At 64.7% G+C, this 24,332-nt stretch carries 26 protein-coding genes; 14 read left to right on the top strand and 12 right to left on the bottom strand.

The genetic code is table 11. The features are described from left to right. The first annotated feature begins 9 nt into the window (after nucleotides 1–9). Together dapC and AC50X7_RS05080 are read left to right on the top strand one after the other, a co-directional pair. Nucleotides 10–1,152, top strand: coding sequence for a succinyldiaminopimelate transaminase (dapC, locus tag AC50X7_RS05085; protein ID WP_494978250.1), 1,143 nt, complete (start codon nucleotides 10–12; stop codon nucleotides 1,150–1,152). Nucleotides 1,153–1,385: 233 nt separating this feature from the next. Then, the gene (locus AC50X7_RS05080) at nucleotides 1,386–2,672 is read left to right on the top strand and encodes a citrate synthase (RefSeq protein WP_494978022.1); all 1,287 of its coding nucleotides are present in this window, start codon (nucleotides 1,386–1,388) and stop codon (nucleotides 2,670–2,672) included. Nucleotides 2,673–2,804: 132 nt separating this feature from the next. Here AC50X7_RS05080 and galE read toward each other — a convergent pair whose 3' ends face one another. Continuing rightward, nucleotides 2,805–3,818 carry a UDP-glucose 4-epimerase GalE gene (galE, locus tag AC50X7_RS05075; RefSeq protein WP_494978021.1) on the bottom strand — a complete coding sequence of 338 codons (1,014 nt, stop codon included), beginning with the start codon at nucleotides 3,816–3,818 and terminating at the stop codon, nucleotides 2,805–2,807. 129 nt (nucleotides 3,819–3,947) lie between these two features. On the opposite strand from galE, the gene AC50X7_RS05070 reads away from it, so the two are divergent. Further along, nucleotides 3,948–4,556 carry a TetR/AcrR family transcriptional regulator gene (locus AC50X7_RS05070; protein ID WP_494978020.1) on the top strand — a complete coding sequence of 203 codons (609 nt, stop codon included), beginning with the start codon at nucleotides 3,948–3,950 and terminating at the stop codon, nucleotides 4,554–4,556. A 99-nt stretch (nucleotides 4,557–4,655) separates the two neighbouring features. Beyond that, a complete protein-coding gene (locus tag AC50X7_RS05065; protein ID WP_307094443.1) occupies nucleotides 4,656–5,267 on the top strand; it encodes a hypothetical protein in 612 nt (203 codons plus the stop codon). 23 nt (nucleotides 5,268–5,290) lie between these two features. Here AC50X7_RS05065 and AC50X7_RS05060 read toward each other — a convergent pair whose 3' ends face one another. Both AC50X7_RS05060 and dapD read right to left on the bottom strand, forming a co-directional pair. Then, nucleotides 5,291–6,142: a transglycosylase SLT domain-containing protein gene (locus tag AC50X7_RS05060; RefSeq protein ID WP_494978019.1), complete on the bottom strand. Its 852-nt coding sequence runs from the start codon at nucleotides 6,140–6,142 to the stop codon at nucleotides 5,291–5,293. 5 nt (nucleotides 6,143–6,147) lie between these two features. Further along, nucleotides 6,148–7,188, bottom strand: coding sequence for a 2,3,4,5-tetrahydropyridine-2,6-dicarboxylate N-succinyltransferase (gene dapD, locus AC50X7_RS05055; protein ID WP_307094445.1), 1,041 nt, complete (start codon nucleotides 7,186–7,188; stop codon nucleotides 6,148–6,150). Between the two features lie 50 nt (nucleotides 7,189–7,238). Between dapD and dapE the strand changes: the two genes are divergently transcribed. Next, nucleotides 7,239–8,375 (top strand): succinyl-diaminopimelate desuccinylase, encoded by a 1,137-nt coding sequence (gene dapE / locus AC50X7_RS05050; RefSeq protein ID WP_494978018.1) that lies wholly within the window; start codon nucleotides 7,239–7,241, stop codon nucleotides 8,373–8,375. 58 nt (nucleotides 8,376–8,433) lie between these two features. Here the strand turns inward: dapE and AC50X7_RS05045 are convergent, their stop codons facing one another. The 4 genes from AC50X7_RS05045 to AC50X7_RS05030 all read right to left on the bottom strand — a co-directional run bounded on the left by AC50X7_RS05045 (nucleotide 8,434) and on the right by AC50X7_RS05030 (nucleotide 11,716). Then, a complete protein-coding gene (locus AC50X7_RS05045; protein WP_494978017.1) occupies nucleotides 8,434–9,273 on the bottom strand; it encodes an amino acid ABC transporter permease in 840 nt (279 codons plus the stop codon). Beyond that, nucleotides 9,270–9,920 carry an amino acid ABC transporter permease gene (locus AC50X7_RS05040; protein WP_102974984.1) on the bottom strand — a complete coding sequence of 217 codons (651 nt, stop codon included), beginning with the start codon at nucleotides 9,918–9,920 and terminating at the stop codon, nucleotides 9,270–9,272. The genes AC50X7_RS05045 and AC50X7_RS05040 overlap by 4 nt, the downstream gene beginning before the upstream one ends. A gap of 82 nt (nucleotides 9,921–10,002) precedes the next feature. Next, entirely contained in the window at nucleotides 10,003–10,890 is an 888-nt protein-coding gene (locus AC50X7_RS05035; protein WP_494978016.1) for a glutamate ABC transporter substrate-binding protein, read from the bottom strand. 70 nt (nucleotides 10,891–10,960) lie between these two features. Next, complete coding sequence (locus AC50X7_RS05030) at nucleotides 10,961–11,716, bottom strand: amino acid ABC transporter ATP-binding protein (RefSeq protein WP_307094449.1); 756 nt, start codon at nucleotides 11,714–11,716, stop codon at nucleotides 10,961–10,963. A gap of 104 nt (nucleotides 11,717–11,820) precedes the next feature. Between AC50X7_RS05030 and AC50X7_RS05025 the strand changes: the two genes are divergently transcribed. The 4 genes from AC50X7_RS05025 (at nucleotide 11,821) to AC50X7_RS05010 (ending at nucleotide 14,708) form a co-directional block, all read left to right on the top strand. Next, complete coding sequence (locus AC50X7_RS05025) at nucleotides 11,821–12,603, top strand: LOG family protein (protein WP_307094450.1); 783 nt, start codon at nucleotides 11,821–11,823, stop codon at nucleotides 12,601–12,603. 31 nt (nucleotides 12,604–12,634) lie between these two features. Then, entirely contained in the window at nucleotides 12,635–13,063 is a 429-nt protein-coding gene (locus AC50X7_RS05020; protein WP_494978015.1) for a DivIVA domain-containing protein, read from the top strand. Next, nucleotides 13,060–14,307: a putative hexosyltransferase gene (locus AC50X7_RS05015; RefSeq protein ID WP_494978014.1), complete on the top strand. Its 1,248-nt coding sequence runs from the start codon at nucleotides 13,060–13,062 to the stop codon at nucleotides 14,305–14,307. Before AC50X7_RS05020 ends, AC50X7_RS05015 begins: the two co-directional genes overlap by 4 nt. 233 nt (nucleotides 14,308–14,540) lie before the next feature. Continuing rightward, nucleotides 14,541–14,708, top strand: a complete 168-nt coding sequence (locus AC50X7_RS05010; protein WP_083435355.1) for a DUF3117 domain-containing protein — start codon at nucleotides 14,541–14,543, stop codon at nucleotides 14,706–14,708. Between the two features lie 45 nt (nucleotides 14,709–14,753). Here the strand turns inward: AC50X7_RS05010 and AC50X7_RS05005 are convergent, their stop codons facing one another. Next, the gene (locus tag AC50X7_RS05005) at nucleotides 14,754–15,386 is read right to left on the bottom strand and encodes an O-methyltransferase (protein WP_307094453.1); all 633 of its coding nucleotides are present in this window, start codon (nucleotides 15,384–15,386) and stop codon (nucleotides 14,754–14,756) included. A gap of 228 nt (nucleotides 15,387–15,614) precedes the next feature. Here AC50X7_RS05005 and sigE point away from each other — a divergent pair, with 228 nt between their 5' ends. From sigE to AC50X7_RS04990, 3 genes are all read left to right on the top strand, one after another. Then, nucleotides 15,615–16,229 (top strand): RNA polymerase sigma factor SigE, encoded by a 615-nt coding sequence (gene sigE / locus AC50X7_RS05000; RefSeq protein ID WP_307094454.1) that lies wholly within the window; start codon nucleotides 15,615–15,617, stop codon nucleotides 16,227–16,229. A 7-nt stretch (nucleotides 16,230–16,236) separates the two neighbouring features. Next, nucleotides 16,237–17,103, top strand: a complete 867-nt coding sequence (locus AC50X7_RS04995) for an anti-sigma factor (protein WP_494978013.1) — start codon at nucleotides 16,237–16,239, stop codon at nucleotides 17,101–17,103. Between the two features lie 69 nt (nucleotides 17,104–17,172). Beyond that, nucleotides 17,173–17,586, top strand: a complete 414-nt coding sequence (locus tag AC50X7_RS04990) for a twin-arginine translocase TatA/TatE family subunit (RefSeq protein ID WP_307094456.1) — start codon at nucleotides 17,173–17,175, stop codon at nucleotides 17,584–17,586. A 38-nt stretch (nucleotides 17,587–17,624) separates the two neighbouring features. Here AC50X7_RS04990 and AC50X7_RS04985 read toward each other — a convergent pair whose 3' ends face one another. From AC50X7_RS04985 to AC50X7_RS04975, 3 genes are read right to left on the bottom strand one after another with little or no spacing between them, the layout of a single operon-like run. Continuing rightward, nucleotides 17,625–18,755 (bottom strand): Mrp/NBP35 family ATP-binding protein, encoded by a 1,131-nt coding sequence (locus AC50X7_RS04985; RefSeq protein ID WP_494978249.1) that lies wholly within the window; start codon nucleotides 18,753–18,755, stop codon nucleotides 17,625–17,627. Nucleotides 18,756–18,766: 11 nt separating this feature from the next. Beyond that, a complete protein-coding gene (locus tag AC50X7_RS04980; protein WP_307094457.1) occupies nucleotides 18,767–19,465 on the bottom strand; it encodes a DUF1003 domain-containing protein in 699 nt (232 codons plus the stop codon). Next, nucleotides 19,449–20,732 (bottom strand): magnesium transporter MgtE N-terminal domain-containing protein, encoded by a 1,284-nt coding sequence (locus AC50X7_RS04975; protein ID WP_307094458.1) that lies wholly within the window; start codon nucleotides 20,730–20,732, stop codon nucleotides 19,449–19,451. The genes AC50X7_RS04980 and AC50X7_RS04975 overlap by 17 nt, the downstream gene beginning before the upstream one ends. Nucleotides 20,733–20,809: 77 nt before the next feature. Here AC50X7_RS04975 and AC50X7_RS04970 point away from each other — a divergent pair, with 77 nt between their 5' ends. Continuing rightward, nucleotides 20,810–21,748: a YflT domain-containing protein gene (locus AC50X7_RS04970; protein WP_494978012.1), complete on the top strand. Its 939-nt coding sequence runs from the start codon at nucleotides 20,810–20,812 to the stop codon at nucleotides 21,746–21,748. Between the two features lie 70 nt (nucleotides 21,749–21,818). On the opposite strand, the gene AC50X7_RS04965 is transcribed toward AC50X7_RS04970, so the two are convergent. Continuing rightward, nucleotides 21,819–23,399: an aminopeptidase P family protein gene (locus tag AC50X7_RS04965; protein WP_494978011.1), complete on the bottom strand. Its 1,581-nt coding sequence runs from the start codon at nucleotides 23,397–23,399 to the stop codon at nucleotides 21,819–21,821. Nucleotides 23,400–23,479: 80 nt separating this feature from the next. On the opposite strand from AC50X7_RS04965, the gene AC50X7_RS04960 reads away from it, so the two are divergent. Beyond that, the gene (locus tag AC50X7_RS04960; RefSeq protein ID WP_494978010.1) at nucleotides 23,480–24,328 is read left to right on the top strand and encodes a PHP domain-containing protein; all 849 of its coding nucleotides are present in this window, start codon (nucleotides 23,480–23,482) and stop codon (nucleotides 24,326–24,328) included. Nucleotides 24,329–24,332: the final 4 nt, after the last annotated feature.

The raw sequence follows: 24,332 nt of genomic DNA, 5'->3' as shown, positions 1-24,332 counted from the left end.
GCAGGAATGGTGACCGCAGCAGTGAATACGTTCGGCCTTGACCTGCCCGACTACCCGTGGGAGGCCATGGCGCCGTATCTAGCGAAGGCGTCGGAGCACCCAGGGGGAGCGGTCAACCTGTCCATCGGCACTCCTGTGGACCCCACGCCCGCGCTGATCCAGGAAGCCTTGAAGGCCGCCGCCAATGCGCCCGGATACCCCACAGTCCACGGCACACCCGCGCTCCGGGAAGCCATCGCCGGATGGTTTGAACGCCGCCGGGGAGTGGTTGGACTCGACCCGCGGAACATCATGCCCACCGTGGGCTCCAAGGAACTGGTGGCGTGGCTGCCGCTGCTGCTGGGGCTGAAGCCAGGCGACGTCGTCGTCCGCCCCAAGGTTGCCTACCCCACGTACGACATCGGCGCCACCCTCGCCGGCGCCACCTCTGTTGCCACAGACAACCTGGACGAACTCGACGACGCCACCCGCTCGCGTGTCCGGCTGATCTGGGTCAATTCCCCCGGAAATCCCACGGGCAGCGTCCGGGGGATTGAATCCCTGAAGGCGCTCGTCGCGCAGGCGCGGGAGCTGGGCGCCGTGGTGGCCTCCGACGAATGCTATGCGGAACTTGGCTGGGGCGACTGGGACGTCCAGCGGGGCGGCCAGGCAGTGCCTAGCATCCTGGACCCGCGGGTGGCGGGTGGATCGCATCGGGGCCTGCTCGCTGTGTATTCGTTGAGCAAGCAGTCCAACGTGGCAGGATACCGGGCCGCATTTGTCGCCGGGGATCCGGAACTGATGCCAAACCTCGTGAACAGCCGCAAGCACGCGGGCATGATCGTGCCCTATCCGGTGCAGGAGGCTATGCGGGTTGCCCTGGGCGACGACGAGCACGTAGAGGCCCAGAAGGACCTTTACCGCGGACGCCGCGAACGGCTGGTCCCGGCGCTGCTTGACTTTGGTCTGGAGATCAAGGAATCCGACGCCGGGCTCTACCTCTGGTCCACGGCGGGGGAGAGCACCTGGGACACTGTGGCCCGGCTCGCTGAGCGCGGCATCGTGGTGGGCCCCGGCGTTTTCTACGGTGAGGCAGGCAATGGCTATGTCCGGGTGGCCCTCACCGGAACCGACGAGCGGATCGACGCCGCAGTGGCCCGGTTGGGTGCTTGAGCGTAACAATGCTGTGACTCGCGCCACATCCGGATCAGTTTAGGGCTTTTTGGACTGTCGCGGATTAGTGGCACCCGCCAAGGAGCGGTAGTTTTTAACTGACTATCAATGGTGGCTTTCTACAAGAAGGCAGCCCGGGTGTTGGAACCTGTGTTCTCAGGCTTCGTGCGCGGCTCACCTGATGTTGGATCAAGCTTTCGACAGAGGCCCAGACGCCTCATGAAGGGGACTCCATGACTGAGACCAACAATGCTGCGACCCTGCACCACGCAGGAGGCGAGCTCGAGCTGCCGCGCATCCAGGTTGTTGAAGGAAACGAAGGTTACGACGTTTCCAAACTGCTGAAGCAGACGGGCGCAGTCACCTTTGACCCCGGCTTCATGAACACAGCAGCCACAACTTCGGCCATCACCTACATTGATGGCGATGCGGGCATCCTGCGCTACCGCGGATACCCCATTGAACAGCTGGCCCAGCACTCCAGCTTCCTCGAAGTGTCCTACCTCTTGATCTACGGCAACCTCCCCACTCCCACAGAGCTGGAAGAGTTCGACCAGAAGATCCGCCGCCACACGCTGCTGCACGAGGAGCTCAAGGGCTTCTTCGGAGGCTTCCCGCGCGACGCGCACCCCATGCCCGTCCTGTCCTCGGCCGTTTCCGCGCTGTCCACGTTCTACCAGGACTCGCTGGATCCGTTCAACGCCGAGCAGGTGGAAGTTTCCACCATCCGCCTCATGGCCAAGCTCCCGGTGATCGCGGCCTACGCCCACAAGAAGTCCATTGGCCAGCCGATGCTGTACCCGGACAACTCACACAACCTCGTGGAGAACTTCCTGCGCCTCAGCTTCGGGCTTCCGGCTGAGCAGTACGAAGTTGACCCGGTGGTGGCGAAGGCCCTGGACCTCCTGCTGATCCTGCACGCGGACCACGAGCAGAACTGCTCCACCTCCACCGTGCGCCTGGTGGGCTCCTCCAACGCCAACCTGTTCGCGTCCGTTTCGGCAGGCATTAACGCCCTGTTCGGGCCTGCCCACGGCGGCGCCAACGAGGCAGTGCTGAAGATGCTCCGCCAGATCCAGGCTGACGGCACCAAGCCCGAGGACTACATGGAGAAGGTCAAGAACAAGGAAGACGGGGTCCGCCTCATGGGCTTCGGGCACCGCGTCTACAAGAACTACGATCCGCGCGCCAAGATCGTCAAGGCCACCGCCCACGAGATCCTCACCAAGCTCGGCGGCAACGACGAACTGCTGGACATCGCCCTGCGCCTGGAAGAGAAGGCGCTGAACGATGACTACTTCATCCAGCGCAAGCTTTACCCGAACGTCGACTTCTACACCGGCCTCATCTACAAAGCCATGGGCTTCCCGGAGAAGATGTTCACGGTGCTCTTCGCCATCGGCCGCCTCCCCGGCTGGATCGCCCAGTGGCGCGAAATGATCAGCGACCCGAACACTAAGATCGGCCGCCCGCGGCAGCTCTACATCGGTGAGCCTGAGCGGGATTACCCGGCCCGTTAACACACATTCTGAATTACGACGTCGGCCACCCACCTTCCAAAGGTGGGCGGCCGCCGTCGTTAATCACCACCGATTGCTCCGTAACTGCCGTTTTGGGCCTGATAAGGGCACTTACGGAGCAATCGATGGGGGTTAGGAGGCGTAGCCCTGGGGGTTGTTTTTCTGCCAGCGCCAGTGGTCCTCGCACATCTCATCCACTGTTTTGGTGGTGGACCAGCTGAGGTCGGCGAGGGCTGAGGTGGCGTCGGCCCAGAAGGCGGGCAGGTCACCGGCGCGGCGGCCAGTGATCTCGTAGGGGATGGGCTTGCCGACTGCCTTCTCGAAGGAGCGCAGGACCTCCAGCACCGAGGAGCCCTTGCCGGAGCCGAGGTTCCAGCGGAAGACGCCGGTGCGGTCCGCCACATGATTCAGGGCGGCAACGTGGCCTTCGGCGAGGTCCACCACGTGGATGTAGTCGCGCAGGCATGTGCCGTCCGGGGTGTCGTAGTCGCCCCCGAACACCATCAGCTTTTCACGGCGGCCCACGGCCACCTGGGCAATGAAGGGCACCAGATTGTTCGGGATGCCCTGGGGGTCCTCGCCAATCCGGCCGGAGGGGTGCGCCCCGACCGGGTTGAAGTAGCGCAGCAGCGCTATATGCCAACGGTTGTCGGCTGAACCCAGGTCCGAGAGGATGTCCTCGATCTGTTCCTTGGTTCGCCCGTAGGGGTTGTTGGCCCCGATCTCCATCTTTTCGACGTAGGGGATGGGGTTGTGCTCGCCGTATACGGTTGCTGAGGAGCTGAAGACGATGGAGCGGACGTTGTGCCGGTCCATGACCCGGATGAGGTTCAGGGTTCCCACCAGGTTGTTGTAGTAGTACTTGAGCGGCTCCTGCACCGACTCGCCCACAGCCTTCAACCCGGCGAAGTGGATGACGGCGTCGATGGTGTTACCGGCGAATACTTTCTCCACGGCCCCTTCGTCCACCAGGTCAACGTCGTGGAACTCGGCGGTCTTACCCGTGAGTTCCGCAACCCGGCGGAGCGACTCTTCGCTGGAGTTGACAAGGTTGTCGATCACCACCACGTCATGGCCGGCTTCCTGCAGGGACAGAACAGTGTGGGAACCGATGTAGCCGGTGCCCCCTGTGACCAGAATTTTCATGCCTCCAACGCTATCCCAACCGGGCACCGTTCCGCCGGTATGTCCCGGATGACGGGCAGCATGACAAGGAGCCCAAATGCCGTCGGCGGGTTGGGGGTCTTATTGAGCACAGCTGTGCTAAAAAGGGGAGTGCCTAAAATCGTCAATGCCAAAGCCCGGCGCCAGGATGTGGTCGAAGCGGTCTGGCGAATCATCGCCGTCGACGGCCTCGAAAGGGCGTCACTGCGGGAAGTGGCAGACGAGGCGGGACTCGCCGTCGGGTCAGTGCGCCACTACTTCGCGGGAAGCGAGGAACTCCTCACCTACTCCTTCGCCAGGGCCATCGACAGTATTGTGGCGAGGATGGACCAGGCCCTGCCCGCCGTTCAAAACCAGCCGTCCGGAACCGTTGAACACCGCGAAGCTGTTTTAACCCTGTTGAGCGAACTGCTGCCGCTGGACGAACAACGGGCTGTGGAGGCCTGCGTCTGGATGGCTTTCCGCAACGCCGCGAGAATCAGGCCCTTCCTGGCAGCGGAGGCGGACCGCAGCCACCGGGAGGTCGCCGCCCTGATGGGACGGCTGATCACCACCCTGGTGCCCGCGGATGAGCCCGAAGAGACGCTGGTGGTGGAGGCCGAAAGGCTCCTGGCGACCCTCGACGGGCTGTGCATGCATGCCCTGCTCCAGCCGGGCTGGATGACGGCCCGCATGTGCCTGGATGTCCTGGGACGGCACCTTGACGGGCTGGAACCATAACTGCCGTTAACGTCGGGAACGTGGGGGAATAGACTGATAACCGGGGGCGTGGAACCGGATCAACAGGCCCGGTAACAGCACGCCAGGGAAGGATTACGGATGCACCAAACAGGCGGTTCCGGGTGGCAGATCACCACCGACACGTCCGGGCCAATGATGATCGCCCTGTATGTCCGCGATGCAGCCGGGCTGGACGGCGCAGGCCATCCGGCCCTGTCACACGCCGCTCCAAAGATCCGCCAGGCGGACCACTCCCACCTCACCGCGGACGTTGGTGGCCTGGGCGTGCTCAAGACGGAATGGGAAGCCTGGTGGGCGCAGCTGCTTAAGGCCCATCCGCAGACTTCGCCGGAACTGTCGCCGCCCGAATTTGAGGCGTTTGGCAATTCGCCCGCCCTGCAGCGCGTACTTCAGGCGCACTTCGGTTCTGCCCTCACCTGGGCCCGGGAGCGCAGGAGCGAGTACGCCGAGCTGGAAGCGGAGCGCGCTGCCATCGGTGCGGACCAGTTGCTGGAAGACATGGTGGATGACAGGCTGCTGGAGGTGGGGCGGGACGCCCGTGACTTCAAGCTGACTATTATCGAGTTGCCGTTGAATGAGCAGCGGGCGTGGTACCTGGAGCCGGACAAAATCATCATGAGCCACCAGCTGATGGGCCAGCCTGAACTGTTCCGCAGCTATGTCCAGCCCGTTGTGGAAATCCTGGCCTAGAACAGCAGGCAGGGAGCTCAGCCTTAGGCGCTGGCAGGTGAAACCGTGATCCGGACCTGGCCGTCAACGGCGGATGATTCGTGCCAGCCTTTCCGCTCTCCCCGGTCCCAGCTGCGTCCTGCCACCTGCACGTGCGTCACTTCGTAGCCCTTGGCGTTTGCGACGGCCCACTGGGCTACCGACCAGGCCTGGTTGCCGCTGGCTTCCACCACCAGTGTCTGGCCTTCCACTGCCGTGTCCAGCGGACCGTAAGCCTGGGCCAGTTCGGCTGAAACGGCGACGGGGTCGCCGGCAGCAGCCGCGGAACGGAGCGTGCATTCGACGGCTTCGGGCGTCTGGCCTGACAGTCCGGAGGCAAATGAGCGCCCCATCTGCTCATGCTGGGCGTAGGCGGTGGGGAAGGCGGACCGCTGGACCGTCTGCGCCGCTTCCGTGATCTCCATCGACTCGTAACCCGGGATTCGGACCAGCGCGTCGTAGAAGGCGTTGGCCGCATAGTACGGGTCCATCACCTGCGCCTCGGTTCCCCAGCCCTGCGAGGGACGCTGCTGGAACAGCCCGCGCGAATCAGGGCCTGCCTGGTCTCCGTGGGCGATGTTCCGGAGCTTGGACTCCTGCATTGCAGTGGCCAGTGCGATGCTTGCGGCCCGCGGCGGGAGTCCCCGCTGGACGGCGACGGCGGTAATCAGGGAAGCGTATACGGCCTGGTCGGGTGCCAATTCTGCCGTTCCTCCACCTACGACGGCGATGCAGCGTTCCGAAACGAGAGTCTCGGAACGCTGCACAAAAAATACCGCCGCATAGACGCCGCAGGCCACCAGTGCGAGGGCGAGCAGCATCACCAGGAAGCGGTGCAGGCCGCGGCTTCGTGCCATGTAAATCAGTTGGCGTGCAGGGCGTCGTTCAGTTCCACGGTCTGGCCCGCGCGGGGGAGGACCTCCACAGCACCGTTGGTGGAGTTGCGGCGGAACAGCAGGTTGGGGACTCCGGAGAGTTCGGCGGCCTTCACGATCTTGGTGGTGTCTTCGCCCACCTCGTCCTTGGGACCAGGTACCCGCACGCGGGTTCCGGCCGTGACATACAGGCCGGCTTCCACCACTGAATCGTCGCCGATGCTGATGCCCACGCCGGAGTTCGCTCCGAGCAGGACCCGCTCGCCGATGGTGATCTTCTCTTTGCCGCCGCCGGACAGCGTGCCCATGATGGACGCTCCGCCGCCAACGTCGCTGCCGTCACCGGTCACCACGCCGGCGGAAATCCGGCCTTCAACCATGGAGGTGCCCAACGTTCCGGCGTTGAAGTTGACGAAGCCTTCGTGCATCACGGTGGTGCCTTCGGCAAGGTGGGCACCCAGGCGTACGCGGTCGGCGTCGGCAATCCTGACGCCGGTGGGGACAACGTAGTCCACCATCCGGGGGAACTTGTCGATGCCGTACACGGTTACGGCACCGCGGCGGCGCAGCCGGGCACGGGTCAGTTCGAAGCCCTCCACCGCGGCGGGCCCGAAGTTGGTCCACACAACGTTCGGCAGCTTGCCGAAGATGCCGTCCAGATTGATGCTGTTCGGCCGGACCAGGCGGTGCGAGAGCAGGTGCAGTCGCAGGTAGGCGTCAGCGGTGTCGGCCGGGGCTTCGTCGAGGTTGATCTGGACAAAGACCACCTTCTGCTCGGTGCCGCGGTCCTGATCGGTTCCGGCTTCGGCGATGCTGGTGAGGGCCTCGTCCGCGTTCTCCACTGCGCGCAGGTGTTCTGCGGCAATACCGAGGGCAGGAGCGGGGAACCAGACATCCAGGACGGTGGCCTCTACTGTTTCTTTGCCTGTGGCAGATGCAATGGTAGCCACGCCGAAGCCGTAGGCGGAGCGTTCTTCGGTGGAGGCGTTCTGGATTTCGGGCACAGCGGAGGAAGCAGTCTCAGTCATGGCCCCAGTCTATCGAGGGCTGGGGACCTGCTCCGAACTAGACTGGCTTCGTGACTGCCGAAACCACCCCGGAATCTCCCGCCCTTCAGCTAGACCTCCGCCAGGATGTTGCGCTCCTTACAGCCGCGATCATGGACATCAACAGTGTGTCCGGGAATGAGACGGAACTGGCGGACGCCGTCGAAGACGCCCTGCGGACCATCCCGGAACTGCACATCGTCCGGGACGGTGACTCCGTCATTGCCCGCACCGAGCTGGGCAACCCGGAACGGGTCATCCTCGCAGGCCACCTGGACACTGTTCCGCTGCCGTTGACCGAAGGGTCCAAGGGTACTGTCCCGTCCAGCTGGGAGTCCGGCGTCCCCGGGGAGGGCATCCTGTACGGCCGCGGCGCCACCGACATGAAGGGCGGCGTCGCCGTGCAGCTCGCCCTGGCGGCCACAATGTTCGACGGCGGGGCAACCCCCAAGCGGGACGTCACCTTTGTTTTCTACGACCACGAGGAAGTGGAGGCCGTCAAGAGCGGCCTGGGCCGGCTGGTGCGCAACCACGGCCACCTGCTTGACGGCGACTTCGCCATATTGCTGGAACCCACCGACGGCACGGTGGAGGGCGGATGCAACGGCACCAGCCGGTTTGAGGCAACAACAGTGGGGGAGGCAGCCCACTCCGCCCGCGCGTGGATGGGCAGCAATGCCATTCATGCGGCGGCACCAATCCTGGCCAGGCTGGCGGCCTATGAACCGGACACCGTCAACGTGGATGGACTGGAATACCGCGAAAGCCTGAATGCGGTGAAAATCAACGGCGGCACTGCAGGCAACGTGATCCCGGACCGGTGTGTGGTTGAAATCAATTACCGCTTCGCGCCGGACAAGACGCCCGACCAGGCCGAAGCCGTGGTGCGGAACCTCCTGGAAGGTTTCGACGTTGTCCGCACCGATGCCGCCGCCGGTGCCCGCCCCGGGCTCCAGCACCCTGCAGCTGCTTCCTTCGTTGCCGCTGTCGGAGCGGAGCCAAAGCCCAAATACGGCTGGACCGACGTAGCCCGTTTCAGTGAGCTGGGGATACCGGCGGTGAACTTCGGGCCGGGAGACCCCTTGCTGGCACACAAGGACAACGAACACGTCCACGCCGATGCCGTCCGTAAATGCCTGCAGGCTTTGCAGGACTGGCTGGCGGGGTAGACGTTAAGAAGTGATGGCCCGGATCCGAGGATCCGGGCCATCACCATAGCTGGAAGCCCTAAGGGGCTCCGGCCTCAATTGCGGCGGGTTCGGCTTTGGCCGTTCCGCCGGCCGCCTTCTTGGAGCCGCGGCGCTCGATCCACACTGCGATCCGCGAAACGCAGATGTTGATGGCGATGTAGATCGCGGCGGCCACAAAGAAGATGGGGAACAGGAACTGCGTGCCCAGGAAGTCCGCCATCACCTGGACTGCCCGCAGGAGCTCGCCGTACGCCACGATGTAGCCCAGCGAGGTGTCCTTCAGGAGCACCACCATCTGTGCCACCAGCGACGGCATCATCCGCCGGATGGCCTGCGGCAGTTCGATCAGCATGCGGGACTTGAAGCTGGTGAGGCCAATGGCCAGCCCGGCTTCCCGCTGTCCCTTGGGGAGCGACTGGATACCGGCACGGATGATCTCTGCGAACACTGCCGAGTTGTAGAGCACCAGGCCCGTGACGACGGCAATAAACGGCGAAGTGCCGAAGCCCAAAAGGACGAACAGCATCATCAGGACCACGGGCATGCCGCGCAGGAATTCCAGCACCACCCGGACAGGAATCCGGATAAAGGCCGCATCGGAGATACGCAGCAAACAAAGCAGGAGTCCCAGCGGGAAGGCGATGACTGCCGCCAGGGCCGCGGCGCTCAGCGTTGCACCGAGGCCGTTGCCCAGAAGCATCCAGACGTCGGCCCGGGTGAAGATTTGCCAACGGCGGCCTTCGAAGATGCCCTGCTCGGCGAAGGTCATGATGATCCAGGCCAGCAGGCCCAAAATCAGCAGGGAACCTACAATCGATCCAATCAGGGAAATACGCCTGGCTTTGGGGCCGGGAACATCGTAAAGGACTGAGCTCATCGGGCAATCGCCACCTTTCGTTCCACCGTGCTGGCCAGGATGCCCAGCGGAACGGTGAGGAGCAGATAGAAGAACGCAACACCCAGCAGGACCGGGATCACGGCATCACCATTGGCGTTGGCCAGCTGCCGGCCGTAGCCGAACAGTTCGAGTACGAAGAAGGCGCCGGCCACAGAGGAATTCTTTACCAGGGCGATCAGGATGTTGATCAGCGGCGGGACCACCGTCCGCAGGGCCTGCGGCAGGATGATGAGGTTCAGGACCTGGCCGAAATTCATGCCGATACTGCGGGCCGCTTCGGCCTGGCCCACCGGAACGCTGTTGACACCTGAGCGGACAGCTTCGGCGATGAACGCTGCGGTGTAGGTACTGAGGGCGATTATTGCAGCGATCTCGAACTGCTCGAATTTCACTCCGAGCCGGGGAAGGACAATCGCTGCGAAGAAGAAGGCGATGGTCAGCGGAGTGTTGCGGAGAACCTCTACATAAACGGTGCTGAAGCCGCGGAGCGCAGCCACCGGGGAAACCCTGGCTGCCGCGAGCAGGGTCCCGAGTACCAGCGCGATGACGCCGGAAACTGCGGAAAGGAAAAGTGTGCGGAGAAAACCGTTCCAGTACAGGGGGAGGTTTTCAAGAATGACGTCCATTGGATCCTTTGGCTCTGGGCGTGGACGGGTGGAAACAGTGGTTGCCGGGGCCGCAGTGCAGCCCCGGCAACCACTGAATTACCTAGTAACGGTCGAGCGCGGGCAGTTCAGGGGCAGTCTTGATGACTGAACCTGCGGTATCTTCCCAAGCCTTCTTGTAAGACCCGTCCTCCTGGAATGCTTCCAGCTGGTCGTTGATCCAGTTGCGGAACTCGGTATCGTCCTTCTTCAGGCCGATGCCGTAGGGCTCTTTGGTGAAAGTTTCGTCCGAGGCGAGCTTGAAGGCGTCCGGTTCCTTGTCCACGAAGCCGGCGAGGATCACGTTATCGGTGGTGACCGCTTCAACCTGCTTGTTGCGCAGCGGCTCAAGGCAGGCGGAGTAGGTGGCAGCAGGAACAAGTTCAGCGCCGTACTTGTCCACGATGGTGGCGGCCGGCGTCGAACCGGTGACCGAGCAGACCTTCTTGCCCTTGACGTCCTCGGGGGTCTTGATGGCGTCGTTGTCCTTGTTCACCATCAGGGCCTGGCCGGCTTCGTAGTAGGGGCCGGCGAAGCTGACAACCTGCTTGCGCTTGTCGTTGATGGTGTACGTGGCGATCACCAGGTCAACCTTGCCCTGTTCGATGAACGGTTCGCGGTTGGCCGAAACAGTCTCGGACCATGCGATCTTGTCAGCGGCGATGCCGAGCTTGGCGGCAATCAGCTTGCCCATTTCGACGTCGAAGCCGACGGGCTTGCCGTCCAGGCCCACCTGGCCAAAGAGCGGCTGGTCGTACTTGGTGCCGATCTTGATGGTGCCGGCCGAGGCGAGCTTTTCCATGGTGGTGCCGGCCGCGAAAGTGGGCTTTTCGGCCACGGTGGGGTCGCTGGTGGTGCCGGCGCCGCCCCCGCCGCAGGCGCTCAGGGAGAGGGCGAGGGCAGCGGTAGCCGCCACAAAGAATGACTTCCGCCGGGTCATAAATGCCTTCATGACATTCCTTTCATTGATGGCCGTGGGTCACGGCCTGGATGCGAACTGAGAGTGTTTGTTCGTAGGTGGATCAGTGGGTGAGGAGCTTGGAGAGGAAATCCTTGGCGCGGTCGCTCTTGGGATTGGTGAAGAACTCCTCCGGGGTGGCATCCTCGACAATCTGGCCGTCCGCCATAAAGACCACGCGGTCTGCGGCTTTGCGGGCGAAGCCCATCTCGTGGGTGACCACGATCATGGTCATGCCCTCCTTGGCCAGCTGGATCATCACGTCCAGGACCTCATTGATCATTTCGGGGTCCAGCGCCGAGGTGGGCTCGTCAAACAGCATGACCTTGGGCTTCATGGCCAGGGCCCGGGCTATCGCAACGCGCTGCTGCTGGCCGCCGGACAGCTGGGCGGGGAGCTTCGGAGCCTGGTGGCCGACGCCCACCCGTTCAAGCAGCGCCATGGCGTCCTTGTCCGCAGTTCCCTTCGCAACGCCCTTCACCTTGATGGGGCCAAGGGTGACGTTTTCGAGGATGGTTTTGTGTGCGAAAAGATTGAACGACTGGAAGACCATTCCGACGTCGGCCCGGAGCTGCGCGAGTTCCTTGCCTTCCTCGGGAAGGACTTTTCCATCGATGCTGATAGTGCCGCCTTCAATGGTTTCGAGACGATTAATAGCGCGGCACAGGGTGGACTTACCGGAGCCTGACGGCCCGATGACCACAACAACCTCGCCCTTACGGACCTGCAGATTGATGTCCTTCAAAACGTGCAGCTGGCCGTAATGCTTATTTACGGCGTTCAGGGAGACGAGGGTATCGCCGGGCACATGAGTAGTCATAGGAAGAATCTAGCGAAGAACGGCAGCTTATGATGCGAATCACCCCAAGTTCCTGCGGATCGTGATTCAAGAGATACCTCCCGCTGGCAGGTTAGCCTTGGGGAATGAGCATCAGTGCAGATCCGGCCAAAAACACCCAGCCGCGCCGTAAAGGACCCCTCGAGCTTCGCCGCAAGCAGGCATCGGTGGAGATGTCCGACCAGCATCTGCTTGATACCAAGGGGCCCGGGCAGTTCGTGCACACCGATCCGTGGCGTGTGCTCAGGATCCAAAGCGAGTTCGTGGAGGGCTTCGGGGCGCTGGCCGACCTCGGCCCGGCCGTCAGCGTTTTCGGTTCAGCCCGGACCAAACCCGGAAGCCCGTACTACGAGATGGGCGTCGAAGTGGGGCGGAAGCTCGCGGAGGCCGGCGTTGCAGTCATCACCGGGGGCGGCCCGGGGTCCATGGAGGCGGCCAACCGCGGCACTGTTGAGGGCAACGGGGTGTCAGTGGGACTCGGCATCGAACTCCCGTTTGAGCAGGGCCTGAACCAGTGGGTGGACCTGGGTATCAACTTCCGTTACTTCTTCGCCCGCAAGACCATGTTCGTCAAGTACGCGCAGGGCTTCATCGTCCTGCCGGGTGGCCTTGGCACTCTCGACGAACTCTTTGAGGCCATGGTCCTGGTGCAGACCCGGAAGGTGACATCCTTCCCCATCGTGCTGCTGGGAGTCGACTTCTGGGGCCCGATGATCGATTGGATCAGGGGAACCCTGGTGGCTGAAGGCATGGTCTCCGAAAAGGACCTGGACCTTATCCAGGTGGTGGACGATCCTGCGGAAGCCGTGGACCGGGTGCTCCACGAGGCCGTCACCCCCTCGCTGAACGGCGAACAGCGCCCGGAGTAGCGAACGCGGCCGGGTCTGGCACGATGGGGTAGTGACTTTTTTCCTGGTCTTCCTCGCCGTGGTGCTGATCGGCGCCGTCCTATGGGCCAGCACCGGGGGCCGTTCCGGCAAGCCTGGCGGCCGGGCGCTGCCTGCCCTGCTGGACGCCGGTCTTGAACAGCCCCCGGCCAACCTCCCGCCGGTCCTTTTGCCGGCCAATGCCGCGCCCCAGGACGTGGACCGTGTGCGGTTTGCCCTGGGACTGCGGGGCTACCGGATGGACCAGGTGGATCAGGTGCTCGATGAGCTGAGGGACCAGCTTGCGGCCAGCCGGCAAGAAGTGGAAACCCTGAAGGCCCGGCTGCAGGCCGTCGAAGCGGCGGGGCCGTCCACCGGGACAGGGACGCAGGCGGAACCACCGGTGGCTGAGGCCGAAGGGAATGCCGGCGCAGGGTCCGGGCCAGGGGAGGCCCGGGCTTGAGCACCGCCACCCGTCGGGGAACAGGAGTTTCAGCGTCGGTCCATGCGCTCGCGCTCCGCTCCCGCGAAACGGTCCGGGCCTGGCCCTGGTGGCTTCAGGTCTCGGCCATCTACGTCACGGCACGGCTCATCAGCGCCGGAATTTTTATGGCCGCCGCGCTCCACCAGGGACCCAACCCCTGGTTCCCGGCCAAGCCCGACTACTGGAACTTCATCAATATCTGGGACGCGCGCTGGTACGGCAGGGTAATCGCCGATGGCTATCCCGCCACCCTTCCCGTTGATGGTGCGGGCAACGTCCAGGAAAACACGTGGGCTTTCTATCCCTTGTACCCGTCCCTGGCAGGTGGGCTCAGCAGGCTGACGGGGTTGGCCCCTGCCGCCTCGCTGACCATTATCGCCATGCTGTCCGGCCTGGCTGCCGCGCTGGTGGTCTATGTGCTCTTCCGGCACAAGGCTGCACATGGGCCCGCACTGTGGGCGGTAGCGTTTTTCGCTACGTTCCCCGTGTCCGCTGTGCTCCAGGTGCCGTATGCGGAGCCTTTGTCACTGCTGCTGCTTGCGGCCTCGTTGCTGTCGGTAGTGCGGCGCCAGTATTTGTGGGCCATCCCGGTGGTGGTGGCGCTGTGCCTCTCGCGTCCGGTGGGCGTACCGTTCGCGGCCGTGCTGGGGCTCCTTCTGATCCATCGGCTGGTGCAGCGCTTCCGCGGCCGGGAAGCCGATCCGCATTCCGTCGCGGACCTGGCGGCCCTCACCACCCTCACGGCAGTCGCGGGCCTCTCGGCCCTGGCATGGCCCGCCGCCGCGTGGGCAGCCACGGGGGATATCCAGGCCTACACCAAGACTGAAACGGTGTGGCGGGGCCACGACCTGGTGCCGTTCAAGCCCTGGTTCGACACCGGCGTCGACCTCTTCGGCCCGGTGCTCGGAGTGCTGGCGCCTTTCATTTTTGTGGCGCTCTTCGGTGCGATGCTGTACCTGCCGCCGGTGGTCCGGCTCGGCGTCGAACTCCGCCTGTGGTGCGCCTGCTACATGGGTTACCTGGTGATGTTCCTCCATCCGCAAACCAGTACGTTCCGTATGCTGCTGCCGCTCTTCCCGCTGGCGCTGGGCGCCGCGCTCCTCTCACGGTCCAGGGCTTTCCGGGGAACCGTGGTGGTGATGTTCGTGCTGTTGCAGATTGTGTGGATCGTGTGGCTGTGGGCATGGGCGCAACTGCCCGGCGGCGGAGATTATCCGCCGTAGAAATTCCGGCTTCCGTGCAGGTCAGACTGCTAATTGGACCCGCCACCAAATGTCCAACGATTAGCTACGGACGGGTAATTCCGCGATAATGGTAGGTAAGCAAGGACAAAAAGCATTAAGAGTACGTGCAGCACCGGCGGTGTCCATCCACTCCGCTGTGGCAGCTTGATCTACATGCGGACACAGCCCACCCGGGCTGATCAGTCCTGGGACTAAATGGAGGGGAATTCCTCATGGCGGCTATGAAACCACGCACCGGCGACGGCCCAATGGAAGTCACCAAGGAGGGCCGCAGCCTGATCATGCGCGTCCCGCTCGAAGGCGGCGGGCGCCTGGTGGTCGAACTGAATGCTGCCGAGGCGGCCAACCTCAGGGAATGCCTGGTCGGCGTCACCGAATAATTGTGCAGGACAGGGTCCGCAAGCCTTCGGGCGGCGGATCCTGTCTTATTTTTTGACTGCTACCAGCAGGCCGTCGCCGGTGGGAAGCATAGCCGAAGCCAGCCTGTCGTCGTCGCGGATGCTCTTCCCCACCTGGCGCAGGACCACAGTGGTGGCCTCACGGCCGGCAGGGTTCGCTACCTTGTCCTTGTCCAGGGCATCGTTGATGATCAGCAGCCCGGCAGGCTTCAGGAGCCGGATGGCCTGCTCCACGTAACCGGGAAGTCCCGGCTTGTCAGCGTCGATGAACACCAGGTCGTACGCCCTGTCCGTGAGGCGCGGCAGGACATCGCCGGCGCGGCCGGAGATGGTCCGCGTCCGGTTGGCCGGGCTGCCTGCCTCTGAGAAGGCTTCCCGGGCGGCTTTGAGATGTTCGACGTCCACGTCAATGGTGGTGAGGACAGCGTGCGGACCGAGGCCGCGAAGCAGGCAGACGCCCGAAACGCCGGCGCCGGTCCCGATCTCGACGGCGGTCTGCGCCTTGGATGACGCTGCCAGTACGGTCAGTACAGCGCCGACGCCCGGCCCGATGGCGGTAACGCCCAGTTCGAAAGACCGCTCCCGCGCCCGCAGCATGACCTCATCCTCAGCGGGTAGATCTTCGGCATAGGACCAGCTGGTGGACTTGTCGGCGCTCATGGATGTTCGCTTTCTGGGCGTCAGGGGAGTGTCCTCTACAGCCTACTGTGTCGAGGCGTAACAGCCGGGAAGGCAGGCTGTTGCGCCCATGGCTGAAGTTTCCCTGTAGTCAGGAAATTCCCAGCCAAGTTTGAAATGATTATTATCCGCTCATCCAAAGGGTGATCGGCGCCGAATCAGCTATGTCAACAGTATCCGGGCGTTAGCATTCCACGAGGGGAGTGGACGATGTCATCATCAGTTGTGGCACCTGTCCCTGCAGCAAATAATCCCGAGGCCGAGTGGGTCCGCCCCACTTGGGAAGAAGTGGTGACCAACCACTCCGCCAAGGTATACCGGCTGGCCTACCGCCTGACCGGCAACAAGTACGACGCCGAAGACCTCACCCAGGAGGTGTTCGTCCGCGTCTTCCGCTCGCTGGAGAATTTCAAGCCCGGAACCCTGGACGGCTGGCTGCACCGAATCACCACCAACCTCTTCCTTGACCAGGCGCGGCGGAAAACCCGTATCCGGTTTGACGCCCTTGCGGAGGACGCCGAATCGAGGATCCCCGGGCGGGAACCCGGGCCTGAGCAGAGCTTCGAGCTGAACAACCTTGACCTCGACGTCCAGGCCGCGCTCGAGGAACTCCCGCCGGACTTCCGGGCCGCTGTGGTTCTTTGCGACCTTGAAGGTTTGTCCTACGACGAGGTGGCTGTTGCCCTCGGGGTCAAGCTCGGCACTGTGCGTTCCCGCATCCACCGTGGCCGTACGATGCTCCGCGAGAAGCTGGCCCACCGTGACCCGCGGCCGAAGCAGCCGAGGCCCAAACTGTCACTGCCGCGCATTGCCGGCATCCTCTGAACGGCGCATGAGGCCCCAGTTCCCGCTTGGCCGCACGCATCAGCGCACCGCAAGCCATATCCAGTCCTGCCCCGAATGCGCTTCTGCCGTACGCCGGGAGCGCCAGTACCTGGAGCGGCTGCGGGACGCGCCCATTCCGCCGCCAAGCGATGACCTGACGGCGCGGCTTCTGGCCAGGACCCAGGGCCTCGCAGCCCAGCCTTCAGAAACGGTCCCGCATCGCCCGGCACCCCGGGCCGCAGTCCGGGTGCTCGCCCTGACCGCCGGGGGCACCGTTGCCGCGGCCGGTGTGCTCGCTGCGGGTGCTTTCGCCGTGGCCGGTGAACCGCTCCCGGCAGATGCCGCAACAGCGGCCACCCTCTCCCAGATCTCTGCACAAACCCCGGCGGACGGCCGGACCCTAAGTGCCGAACGGTTGTCTGGCCTGCGCTCGGAGGGCTGGGTATGCCCCGAGCTAGAGGCGATGGGATTCCACCTTGAGTCGGCAAAAGCCATGGTGCTCGAGGGCCGCCCCGCCATCGAACTGAAGCTCTCCGACGGGACGCACTATGCAACCGTTACTGAACGGCACAACCCCGCCGCCGGCACACCAGATGATGCGGATGCGGGACAGGCAGGCCCGCCGTTGCAGATCCTGGCGTCCTCGCCCTGGTCAGCCACCTACAGGACTCAGGGCCGCACCTTTACCTACGTTTCCGACCTCCCGGCCGAACAGGCTGATGACGCCGTGCCCATCCTGCGGCGGCTCAGCGAACGGGCGGGGGAGGGCATTGCGGCCGAAGTACTGGAGGAGCACCGGGCACGGGACCCTGAGCCGGTGGCGGCGCGTCTGCAGCGTGGCGTGAACAGGATAGTGGCCCTTTTTACCCAGTAAACCGAAAGGTTCCCGCCGCTTGCGGACGGGAATCGTCACTGGCAGCCCGGAGAGGGTAATCTTCCTAAAGTGTTTGGAATCAACGGCCCGGAGTTCTTTCTTCTGCTGATCATTGGCGTCCTCGTGATCGGCCCCCAGCGGCTGCCCGAATACACGCAGAAACTGGCTAACCTGGTCAAGGAAGTCCGCCGGATGGCCTCCGGCGCGCGCGAACAGATCAAGGAAGAAGTGGGGATCGACATCGATGATGTCGACTGGAAGAAGTACGACCCCCGCCAGTACGATCCCCGGCGCATCATCAAAGAAGCGCTCCTGGACGATGACACCAAACCCGTCAGTGCGGGTGCGCCTGCTGCTGTTGCGGCCGTCGCGGGGGCTGCTGCCGTCGCGGGGGCTGGCACCGCCGCTCCAAAGCGGCCCGAGCGGGTGCTTCAGTCACTACCGGCGGGCGAAGCCGCCCCTTTCGACACAGAAGCCACCTAGGTAGGGAGTTTCAGCAAGCCCCTGGCGAGGGGGAATCCTCAGCGGGGCTGCAGCCCCAGCTTCATGCCTGCCAGGCCCCGTGGCTTGGCGGCCAGCCTCCCGGCAATGTTCGAGAGCGCTTCCGCTGCCGGTGTTTCTGGCTTGCCGAGGACAATCGGTACCCCCGCGTCGCCGCCCTCCCTCAGCTGGATGTCCAGCGGGATCTGCCCCAGCAGCGCCACGTCGGCGCCCACGGTGGCTGATAGCCGTTCGGCGAGGACCGCCCCGCCGCCGCTTCCGAACAGTTCCATCCTGCCGCCGTCGGGCAATTCCAGGTAGGACATGTTCTCGATAACGCCGGCCACGGACTGCCCCGTCTGGGTGGCGATGGCGCCGGCCCTCTCGGCGACGTCGGCCGCTGCAGCCTGCGGCGTGGTGACCACCAGGATCTCGGCCTTGGGCAGCAGCTGCGCCACGGAGATGGCAATATCGCCGGTGCCTGGCGGCAGGTCCAGGAACAATGCGTCCAGGTCCCCGAAATAGACATCCGTCAGGAACTGTTCAAGGGCCCGGTGCAGCATGGGCCCGCGCCAGGCCACGGGCTGGTTGCCGCTGACGAACATCCCGATGGAGATCACCTTCACGCCGTACGCGACCGGGGGAAGGATCATGTCGTCCACACGGGTGGGCGCCTGGCTGATGCCCATCAGGGCCGGAACGGAGAAGCCGTAGACGTCGGCGTCCACAATGCCGACGCGCAGCCCCTGTGCGGCCAGGGCGCAGGCGAGGTTGACGGTCACGGAGGACTTTCCCACGCCGCCCTTGCCACTGGCCACCGCGTAAACCTTGGTGAGGGAGTTGGGCTCGTTGAAGGGGATGCCGCGCTGGCCGCCGGCACCGCGCAGCAGCTCCTTGAGGGCATCCCGCTGCTCCTGCGTCATCACCTTCAGTTCGACGTCGACCGCGGCCACTCCCGGTACTGCCAGCAGCGCCTTTGTTGCGTCCGCGGTGATGGTGCCCCGCAGCGGGCACCCGGAGATGGTGAGCAGGACAACCAACCGGACCTTGCCGTCGTCGGAGACGTCGACGGACTCCACCATGCCCAATTCGGTGATGGGACGGCGGAGTTCGGGATCTATGACCGTGGCCAGGGCGGCATTGACCGCCCCGGCCAGCGAGGTGTTATTGATGGGTGGGCTCCTTAGCGGTCCTGGGTGGAATGCCCGGGCTTGACCCGGGGAATCTGCTGGGTACGTGGGTTCCGCTGCCGGTCACGCTGTTCCTTGAGTTTTTCCTTCACCTTGTCCCGGGGCGATTCGTGTTGCCCCTGGCCGGAAGGATCGTGGGTCCGGAGCTCCTCCTGGGCTTCCAGCATGTCCTCGAGGAGCGAGCGGAGCTCCGCACGGACGTAGTCGCGGGTTGCCACTTCGCGCAGCGCGATCCGCAGCGACGCCAGTTCCCGGGTCAGGTACTCCGTGTCTGACAAATTGCGTTCGGCGCGCTGGCGGTCCTGCTGAAGCGAGACGCGGTCGCGGTCGTCCTGGCGGTTCTGGGCCAGCAGCAGCAGCGGTGCCGCGTAGGAAGCCTGCAGGGACAGCATCAGGGTAAGCAGGGTGAACCCGAGGTCGCGGGAATCGAACTGCCAGGCAAGCGGCGCCCAAGTGTTCCAGGCCAGCCAGATGACGACGAAGACCGTCATGTAGACGAGGAACTGCGGCGTACCCATAAAACGGGCAAAGCCTTCCGTGGCGTGGCCGAAGGCGTCGGGATCCGGGGAAAACTTGGGCAGGATCCGCTGGCGTCCGCTGAGCGGGGTGTCCAGGCTGCCCTTCGCTGCTGCCTTGGCGGGCAGCCGCTGGTTGGGGTTTTTGGGAGCGCTGCTGTCAGCCAATGCGGCCACCGAGCCTTCTTATTGGGGCTTCGCCATCGTGGGCGCGCCAGTCGTCCGGCAACAGATGATCCAGAACGTCATCAACAGTCACCGCCCCCACAAGCCGGCCGGCGTCGTTGACCACCGGAAGGGAGTTCAGGTTATAGGTAGCCAGGGTCCGTGCCACTTCACTGATGTGGGCCTGGTCGGACAGCGGCTCGAGGTTCTTGTCCACCAGGTTGCCCAGCGGTTCGAACGGCGGGTAGCGGAGCAGCTGCTGGATGTGGACGACGCCGAGGAAGCGCCCCGTAGGGGTTTCCAGCGGGGGCCTGGTAATGAAAATGGACGAGGCAAGCGCCGGGGAGAGTTCTTCACGGCGGACGTGGGCCAGCGCCTCGGCCACCGTGGCCTCGGGCGGCAGGATGACGGGTACCGGAGTCATCAGGCCGCCGGCGGTGTCCTCGTCGTATTCCAGCAGGCGCCGGACGTCCTCTGCGCCCTCAGGCTCCATCAGCTGGAGCAGTTCTTCTGCCTGGGCGGAGGGGAGCTCGCCGAGGAGGTCGGCGGCGTCGTCGGGGTCCATTTCCTCGAGCACGTCGGCAGCTCGCTGGACGTCAAGGGCTGAGAGGATCTCCACCTGGTCATCCTCGGGCAGCTCCTGGAGGACGTCGGCCAGGCGCTCATCCTGCAGCTCGCTGGCCACCTCGAAGCGGCGCTTGTCACTCATCTCCTGGAGCGCCTCGGCAAAGTCTGCGGGCTTGAGGTCTTCGTGGTTGGCCACGAACTGGGTGGCGGCCTGCGGCTCGGTCCGGGGGCCCTGCAGGGCGTCTGCCCAGTCGATGATGAGGGTTTCGTTGCGGCGCAGCCGGCTCAGCGGCGAGAGGGAATGGCCCCGCCGTACAAACAGCTTGCTGACGAACCAGTCGCGGGAGCGGTGCTGGTCCATGGCGATGTCTTCGATAGTGGCATCGCCGCTGCCGTCCCGGAGCGTGACGCGGCGGTCGAACATCTCGGCCACCACCAGGGTTTCGGCGCCGCGCTGCTCGAAGCGGCGCAGGTTGACCAGGCCCGTGCATATGACCTGGGTTTGGTCGATCGAGGTGATCCGCGTCATTGGCACAAAGACCCGCTTTTTCCCGGGAACTTCCACCACGATGCCCACCACGTGCGGGGCACCCTGGGCGCCGCGGGAAAGCACAACAACATCGCGCAGCCGGCCCAGCCGGTCGCCCAGCGGGTCGAAGACGTCCAGGCCCAGCAGGCGCGCCACGAAAACGCGGGTAGGTGTTGTACTCACTCCTACAGGCTACCGAGTCTGCTCTCTTTTAGCTGAATTTACAGGCAGCACACATGGTCATGGGCAAGAATGGGACTATGGCAAACATTTTTGGTGCTCCCAAGGCTGGCGGGCCCAACGGCGTGGACGAAGCCCGCGCGGTTCCCACCGGCGACACCGTCGGCTCCTACACTTCCTACCTGGACGCGCAGAAGGCCGTGGACTACCTCGCGGACCAGCAGTTTCCGGTCCACATGGTGTCCATCGTGGGCAATGAATTGAAGATGGTGGAGCGGGTCACTGGGCGCCTGAGCTACCCGCGCGTGGCCCTCTCCGGTGCGCTGAGCGGCATGTGGTTCGGTCTCTTTGTGGGTGTGCTGCTCTCCTTCTTCGCGCCGTCACCGGGGTATTTCTCCATCCTGACGTCCGTGCTGATGGGTGCGGCGTTCTTTATGCTCTTCGGCATCGTCACCTATGCCATGCAGCGCGGAAAGCGTGACTTCACCTCCACCAGCCAGGTGGTGGCCACCAGCTACGATGTCGTCGTCTCGCCGGAGGCTGCGCACGAGGCGCGCCGGCTCCTGCAGCAGCTGCCGATGACCCGCTCGGACGCAGCGGCGGGCAACGGTCCCTACAACCAGCGCGACTACCAGAACCAGCCCTACCAGCAGCCGGGCCAGGGCCCTGCCCGCCCGTCCGGCTGGAATGACCCGTACGGCCAGTCTTCAAGCAACCAGTCTTCAGGCTCTTCAGTTCAGGAGAACCCCGCTTACGGGGCACCCGCAGGGCAGCAGCCCGACGCCGGCGCCCAGCACCAGCCCACGCAGTCACCGGCGCGGGCCGTGCGTTACCCGGACCTCCCGGATGGCCGGCCCCAGTACGGCGTTCGGCTTCCCCCGCAGCCTGATGCCGAAGGCAGTGAGGCAACAGAAAGCCAGCAGGCTCCGGCGCGGCATTCGGCGGGACAGGCCGACGGCGGGCAGCCGGCAGACCAGCGGCCCGTGGACGATCAGCGGCCGGACGATTTCCGACAGTAAAAACGGGCAGGGAAGCTCACAGCACAAGCGGGACCACCGGAATTTCCGGGGGTCCCGCTTTTGCGTATGCCTAGTGTGCGTCCTCGGCTTCGCGGTAGATGCCGGCCATCCAGTTCTCCACGTCGTCCGCCTTGCGTGGCAGGGCGGCGCTGAGGTTCACCGGACCCTCAGCCGTCATCAGGATGTCATCCTCGATGCGCACCCCGATGCCTCGGTATTCAGCGGGGATAGCCAGGTCCTCCTCCTTGAAGTACAGGCCGGGTTCGATGGTGAACACCATGCCTTCGGTGAGGATGCCGTCCAAATACAGCTCGCGCTTGGCCTGGGCGCAGTCGTGGACGTCGAGCCCCAGGTGGTGGCTGGTTCCATGCGGCATCCAGCGGCGGTGCTGCTGGCCCTCCGGGCTGATCGCTTCTTCGACGCTGACCGGCAGGAGGCCCCATTCCTCGAGGCGCTCGGCGAGGACGGTAGTCGCGGCGATGTGGATGTCGCGGAACCGCGTGCCGGGCTGGGCTGCGGCGAAGCCTGCGTCTGCGGCGTCCAGCACAGCCTCATACACCTTGCGCTGGACGTCGGAGTATATACCCGTTGCCGGCAGGGTCCGCGTGATGTCGGCGGTGTACAGCGAGTCCGCTTCCACGCCCGCGTCCAGCAGCAGGAGCTCGCCGGCGTTGATCTTTCCGGTGTTGCGGGTCCAGTGCAGGACGGTGGCGTTGTTGCCCGATGCCGCGATGGTGTCGTAGCCCAGCTCGTTGCCCACCTCGCGGGCGCGGGCGAAGAAGGCACCCTCCACGACGCGTTCGCCGCGGACATGGGTCAGTGCCCGGGGCAGGGCCTTGACAACTTCTTCGAACCCTTCGACGGTGGCAGCGACTGCGAGCTTCATCTGCTCGATCTCCCACTCGTCCTTGAGCAGCCGCAGTTCGGAGAGGGCTTCGCTGAGCTTTTCGTCCAGGGCGTCGAGGACGGCGAGGTCCAGGTTCTCGGGGTCCTTCGCGGTGTTGTAGCGGGCGGTGTCCACGAGGGCGTCGATGTTTTCGTCCACCTTGCGGACCAGGCGGATGGAGATGCCGCCGATTTCAGGGGCGCCCACGTTCTTGGTGATGGCTGTTTCGAGCTGGTCGATGTGTGCGGTAGACAGGCCCAGGCGGGCCTCGAACTCGGCAAGCGTGGGGCGGGCGCCGATCCAGAACTCACCGGAGCGTGCGTCGGCGTAGAACTGTTCGGTATCCCGGCCGGCGAGCGGCCGGAAGTACAGCGTGGCGCGGTGGTTGCCGCCGTCGTCGCCCTTTCCTTCTTCAACGGGCTCCAGGACCAGGACAGCGTCCGGTTCGTGGTCAAGGCCAAGCCCGGTGAGGTGCGCGAAGCCCGAATGCGGGCGGAAGCGGTAGTCGCAGTCGTTGGAACGGACCTTCAGCGGTCCGGCCGGGATGACCAGGCGTTCGCCTTTGAACTGGTCCGAGATGGCCTTGCGCCGGGTTGCGGCGTGGCTGGCAACGGCGTCGCGCGCCGGGAGTTCCTGGCTGGAGGGCGCCCAGTTGCTGGCCATAAAGGCCTTGAAGGCGTTGGAACTGGGCCGCTGGGAGCGGTTGTTGACCCGCTCTTCCAAGGGCTGGGAAGCAGAATTTTGGGTGTTATCGGCATCGTTCACGGCACCATCGTCTCACCAGCATGAAGCCTTGTGCGAATACCCGCATGAACGGGGGAGCCGCGGTCTACTAGGCTGGGGAGGTGAGGATTGACCTGCATGCCCACTCCAATGTCTCCGACGGCACGGAAAAGCCCGCCGACGTGATGGCGTCGGCAGCCCGTGCCGGGCTGGACGTGGTGGCGCTGACCGACCACGATTCCACCACGGGCTGGGTGGAAGCATCGGCTGCTGCGGTGGAGCACGGCGTTGCGCTGGTGCCCGGCATGGAGGTTTCGTGCCGGACGGAGCAGGGGATCAGCGTCCACCTGTTGAGCTACCTGCATGACCCCGGGCATGCCGGGCTGCTCGAGGAGATCACCAAGGCCAAGGATGCCCGGCAGACCCGCGCCGAGCGGATGGTCACCCTGCTCGCAGAGGACTATCCGCTCACGTGGGACGACGTCATCCATCATGTGGCGCCCGGTGCCACCCTTGGCCGGCCGCATATCGCCGACGCGCTCGTGGCCGCGGGTGTTGTGGAGGACCGGTCCGAAGCATTCGCATCCATCCTCACCTCCCGGTCCCGCTACTTCATCCAGCACTACGCGCCGGACCCGGCCACCGCCGTCGAACTGGTCCGCGCCGCAGGAGGCGTCCCCGTGTTTGCCCATCCGGTGGCTTCCTCCCGGGGCCGCATTGTGGGGGAGCGGGTTTACCAGGAGATGATCGACGCCGGGCTGGCCGGGTTGGAGATCGACCACCGTGACAACCCGGAGGAAGGCCGCGGGTTCCTGCGCCGGCTGGCCGCCAGGCATGACCTGCTGATCACCGGATCGTCTGACTACCACGGGACCGGCAAGCCCAACCTGCTCGGGGAGAACCTGACGGACCCCGAGGTCCTGGCCCGGATCGAGGACATGGCGACCGGGACCGTCGTCGTCCGCCCCTAGCCCG

It is taken from the genome of Pseudarthrobacter sp. Hb11 (genome assembly GCF_059383655.1).
The sequence above is the reverse complement of the archived record's forward strand: the minus strand, read 5'-3'. Positions and strand labels throughout refer to the sequence as shown.

Excerpts from the sequence above, each read along its gene's own strand:
- AC50X7_RS05045 (WP_494978017.1), bottom strand. The coding sequence starts at position 9,273 with ATGAGCTCAGTCCTTTACGATGTTCCCGGCCCCAAAGCCAGGCGTATT.
- AC50X7_RS05080 (WP_494978022.1), top strand. The coding sequence starts at position 1,386 with ATGACTGAGACCAACAATGCTGCGACCCTGCACCACGCAGGAGGCGAG.
- AC50X7_RS04970 (WP_494978012.1), top strand. The coding sequence starts at position 20,810 with ATGGCAAACATTTTTGGTGCTCCCAAGGCTGGCGGGCCCAACGGCGTG.
- AC50X7_RS05060 (WP_494978019.1), bottom strand. The coding sequence starts at position 6,142 with ATGGCACGAAGCCGCGGCCTGCACCGCTTCCTGGTGATGCTGCTCGCC.
- AC50X7_RS05005 (WP_307094453.1), bottom strand. The coding sequence starts at position 15,386 with ATGAGCGCCGACAAGTCCACCAGCTGGTCCTATGCCGAAGATCTACCC.
- galE (WP_494978021.1), bottom strand. The coding sequence starts at position 3,818 with ATGAAAATTCTGGTCACAGGGGGCACCGGCTACATCGGTTCCCACACT.
- AC50X7_RS05030 (WP_307094449.1), bottom strand. The coding sequence starts at position 11,716 with ATGACTACTCATGTGCCCGGCGATACCCTCGTCTCCCTGAACGCCGTA.
- sigE (WP_307094454.1), top strand. The coding sequence starts at position 15,615 with ATGTCATCATCAGTTGTGGCACCTGTCCCTGCAGCAAATAATCCCGAG.
- AC50X7_RS05010 (WP_083435355.1), top strand. The coding sequence starts at position 14,541 with ATGGCGGCTATGAAACCACGCACCGGCGACGGCCCAATGGAAGTCACC.
- dapD (WP_307094445.1), bottom strand. The coding sequence starts at position 7,188 with ATGACTGAGACTGCTTCCTCCGCTGTGCCCGAAATCCAGAACGCCTCC.
- AC50X7_RS05035 (WP_494978016.1), bottom strand. The coding sequence starts at position 10,890 with ATGAAGGCATTTATGACCCGGCGGAAGTCATTCTTTGTGGCGGCTACC.
- AC50X7_RS05040 (WP_102974984.1), bottom strand. The coding sequence starts at position 9,920 with ATGGACGTCATTCTTGAAAACCTCCCCCTGTACTGGAACGGTTTTCTC.
- AC50X7_RS05065 (WP_307094443.1), top strand. The coding sequence starts at position 4,656 with ATGCACCAAACAGGCGGTTCCGGGTGGCAGATCACCACCGACACGTCC.
- AC50X7_RS04995 (WP_494978013.1), top strand. The coding sequence starts at position 16,237 with ATGAGGCCCCAGTTCCCGCTTGGCCGCACGCATCAGCGCACCGCAAGC.
- AC50X7_RS05025 (WP_307094450.1), top strand. The coding sequence starts at position 11,821 with ATGAGCATCAGTGCAGATCCGGCCAAAAACACCCAGCCGCGCCGTAAA.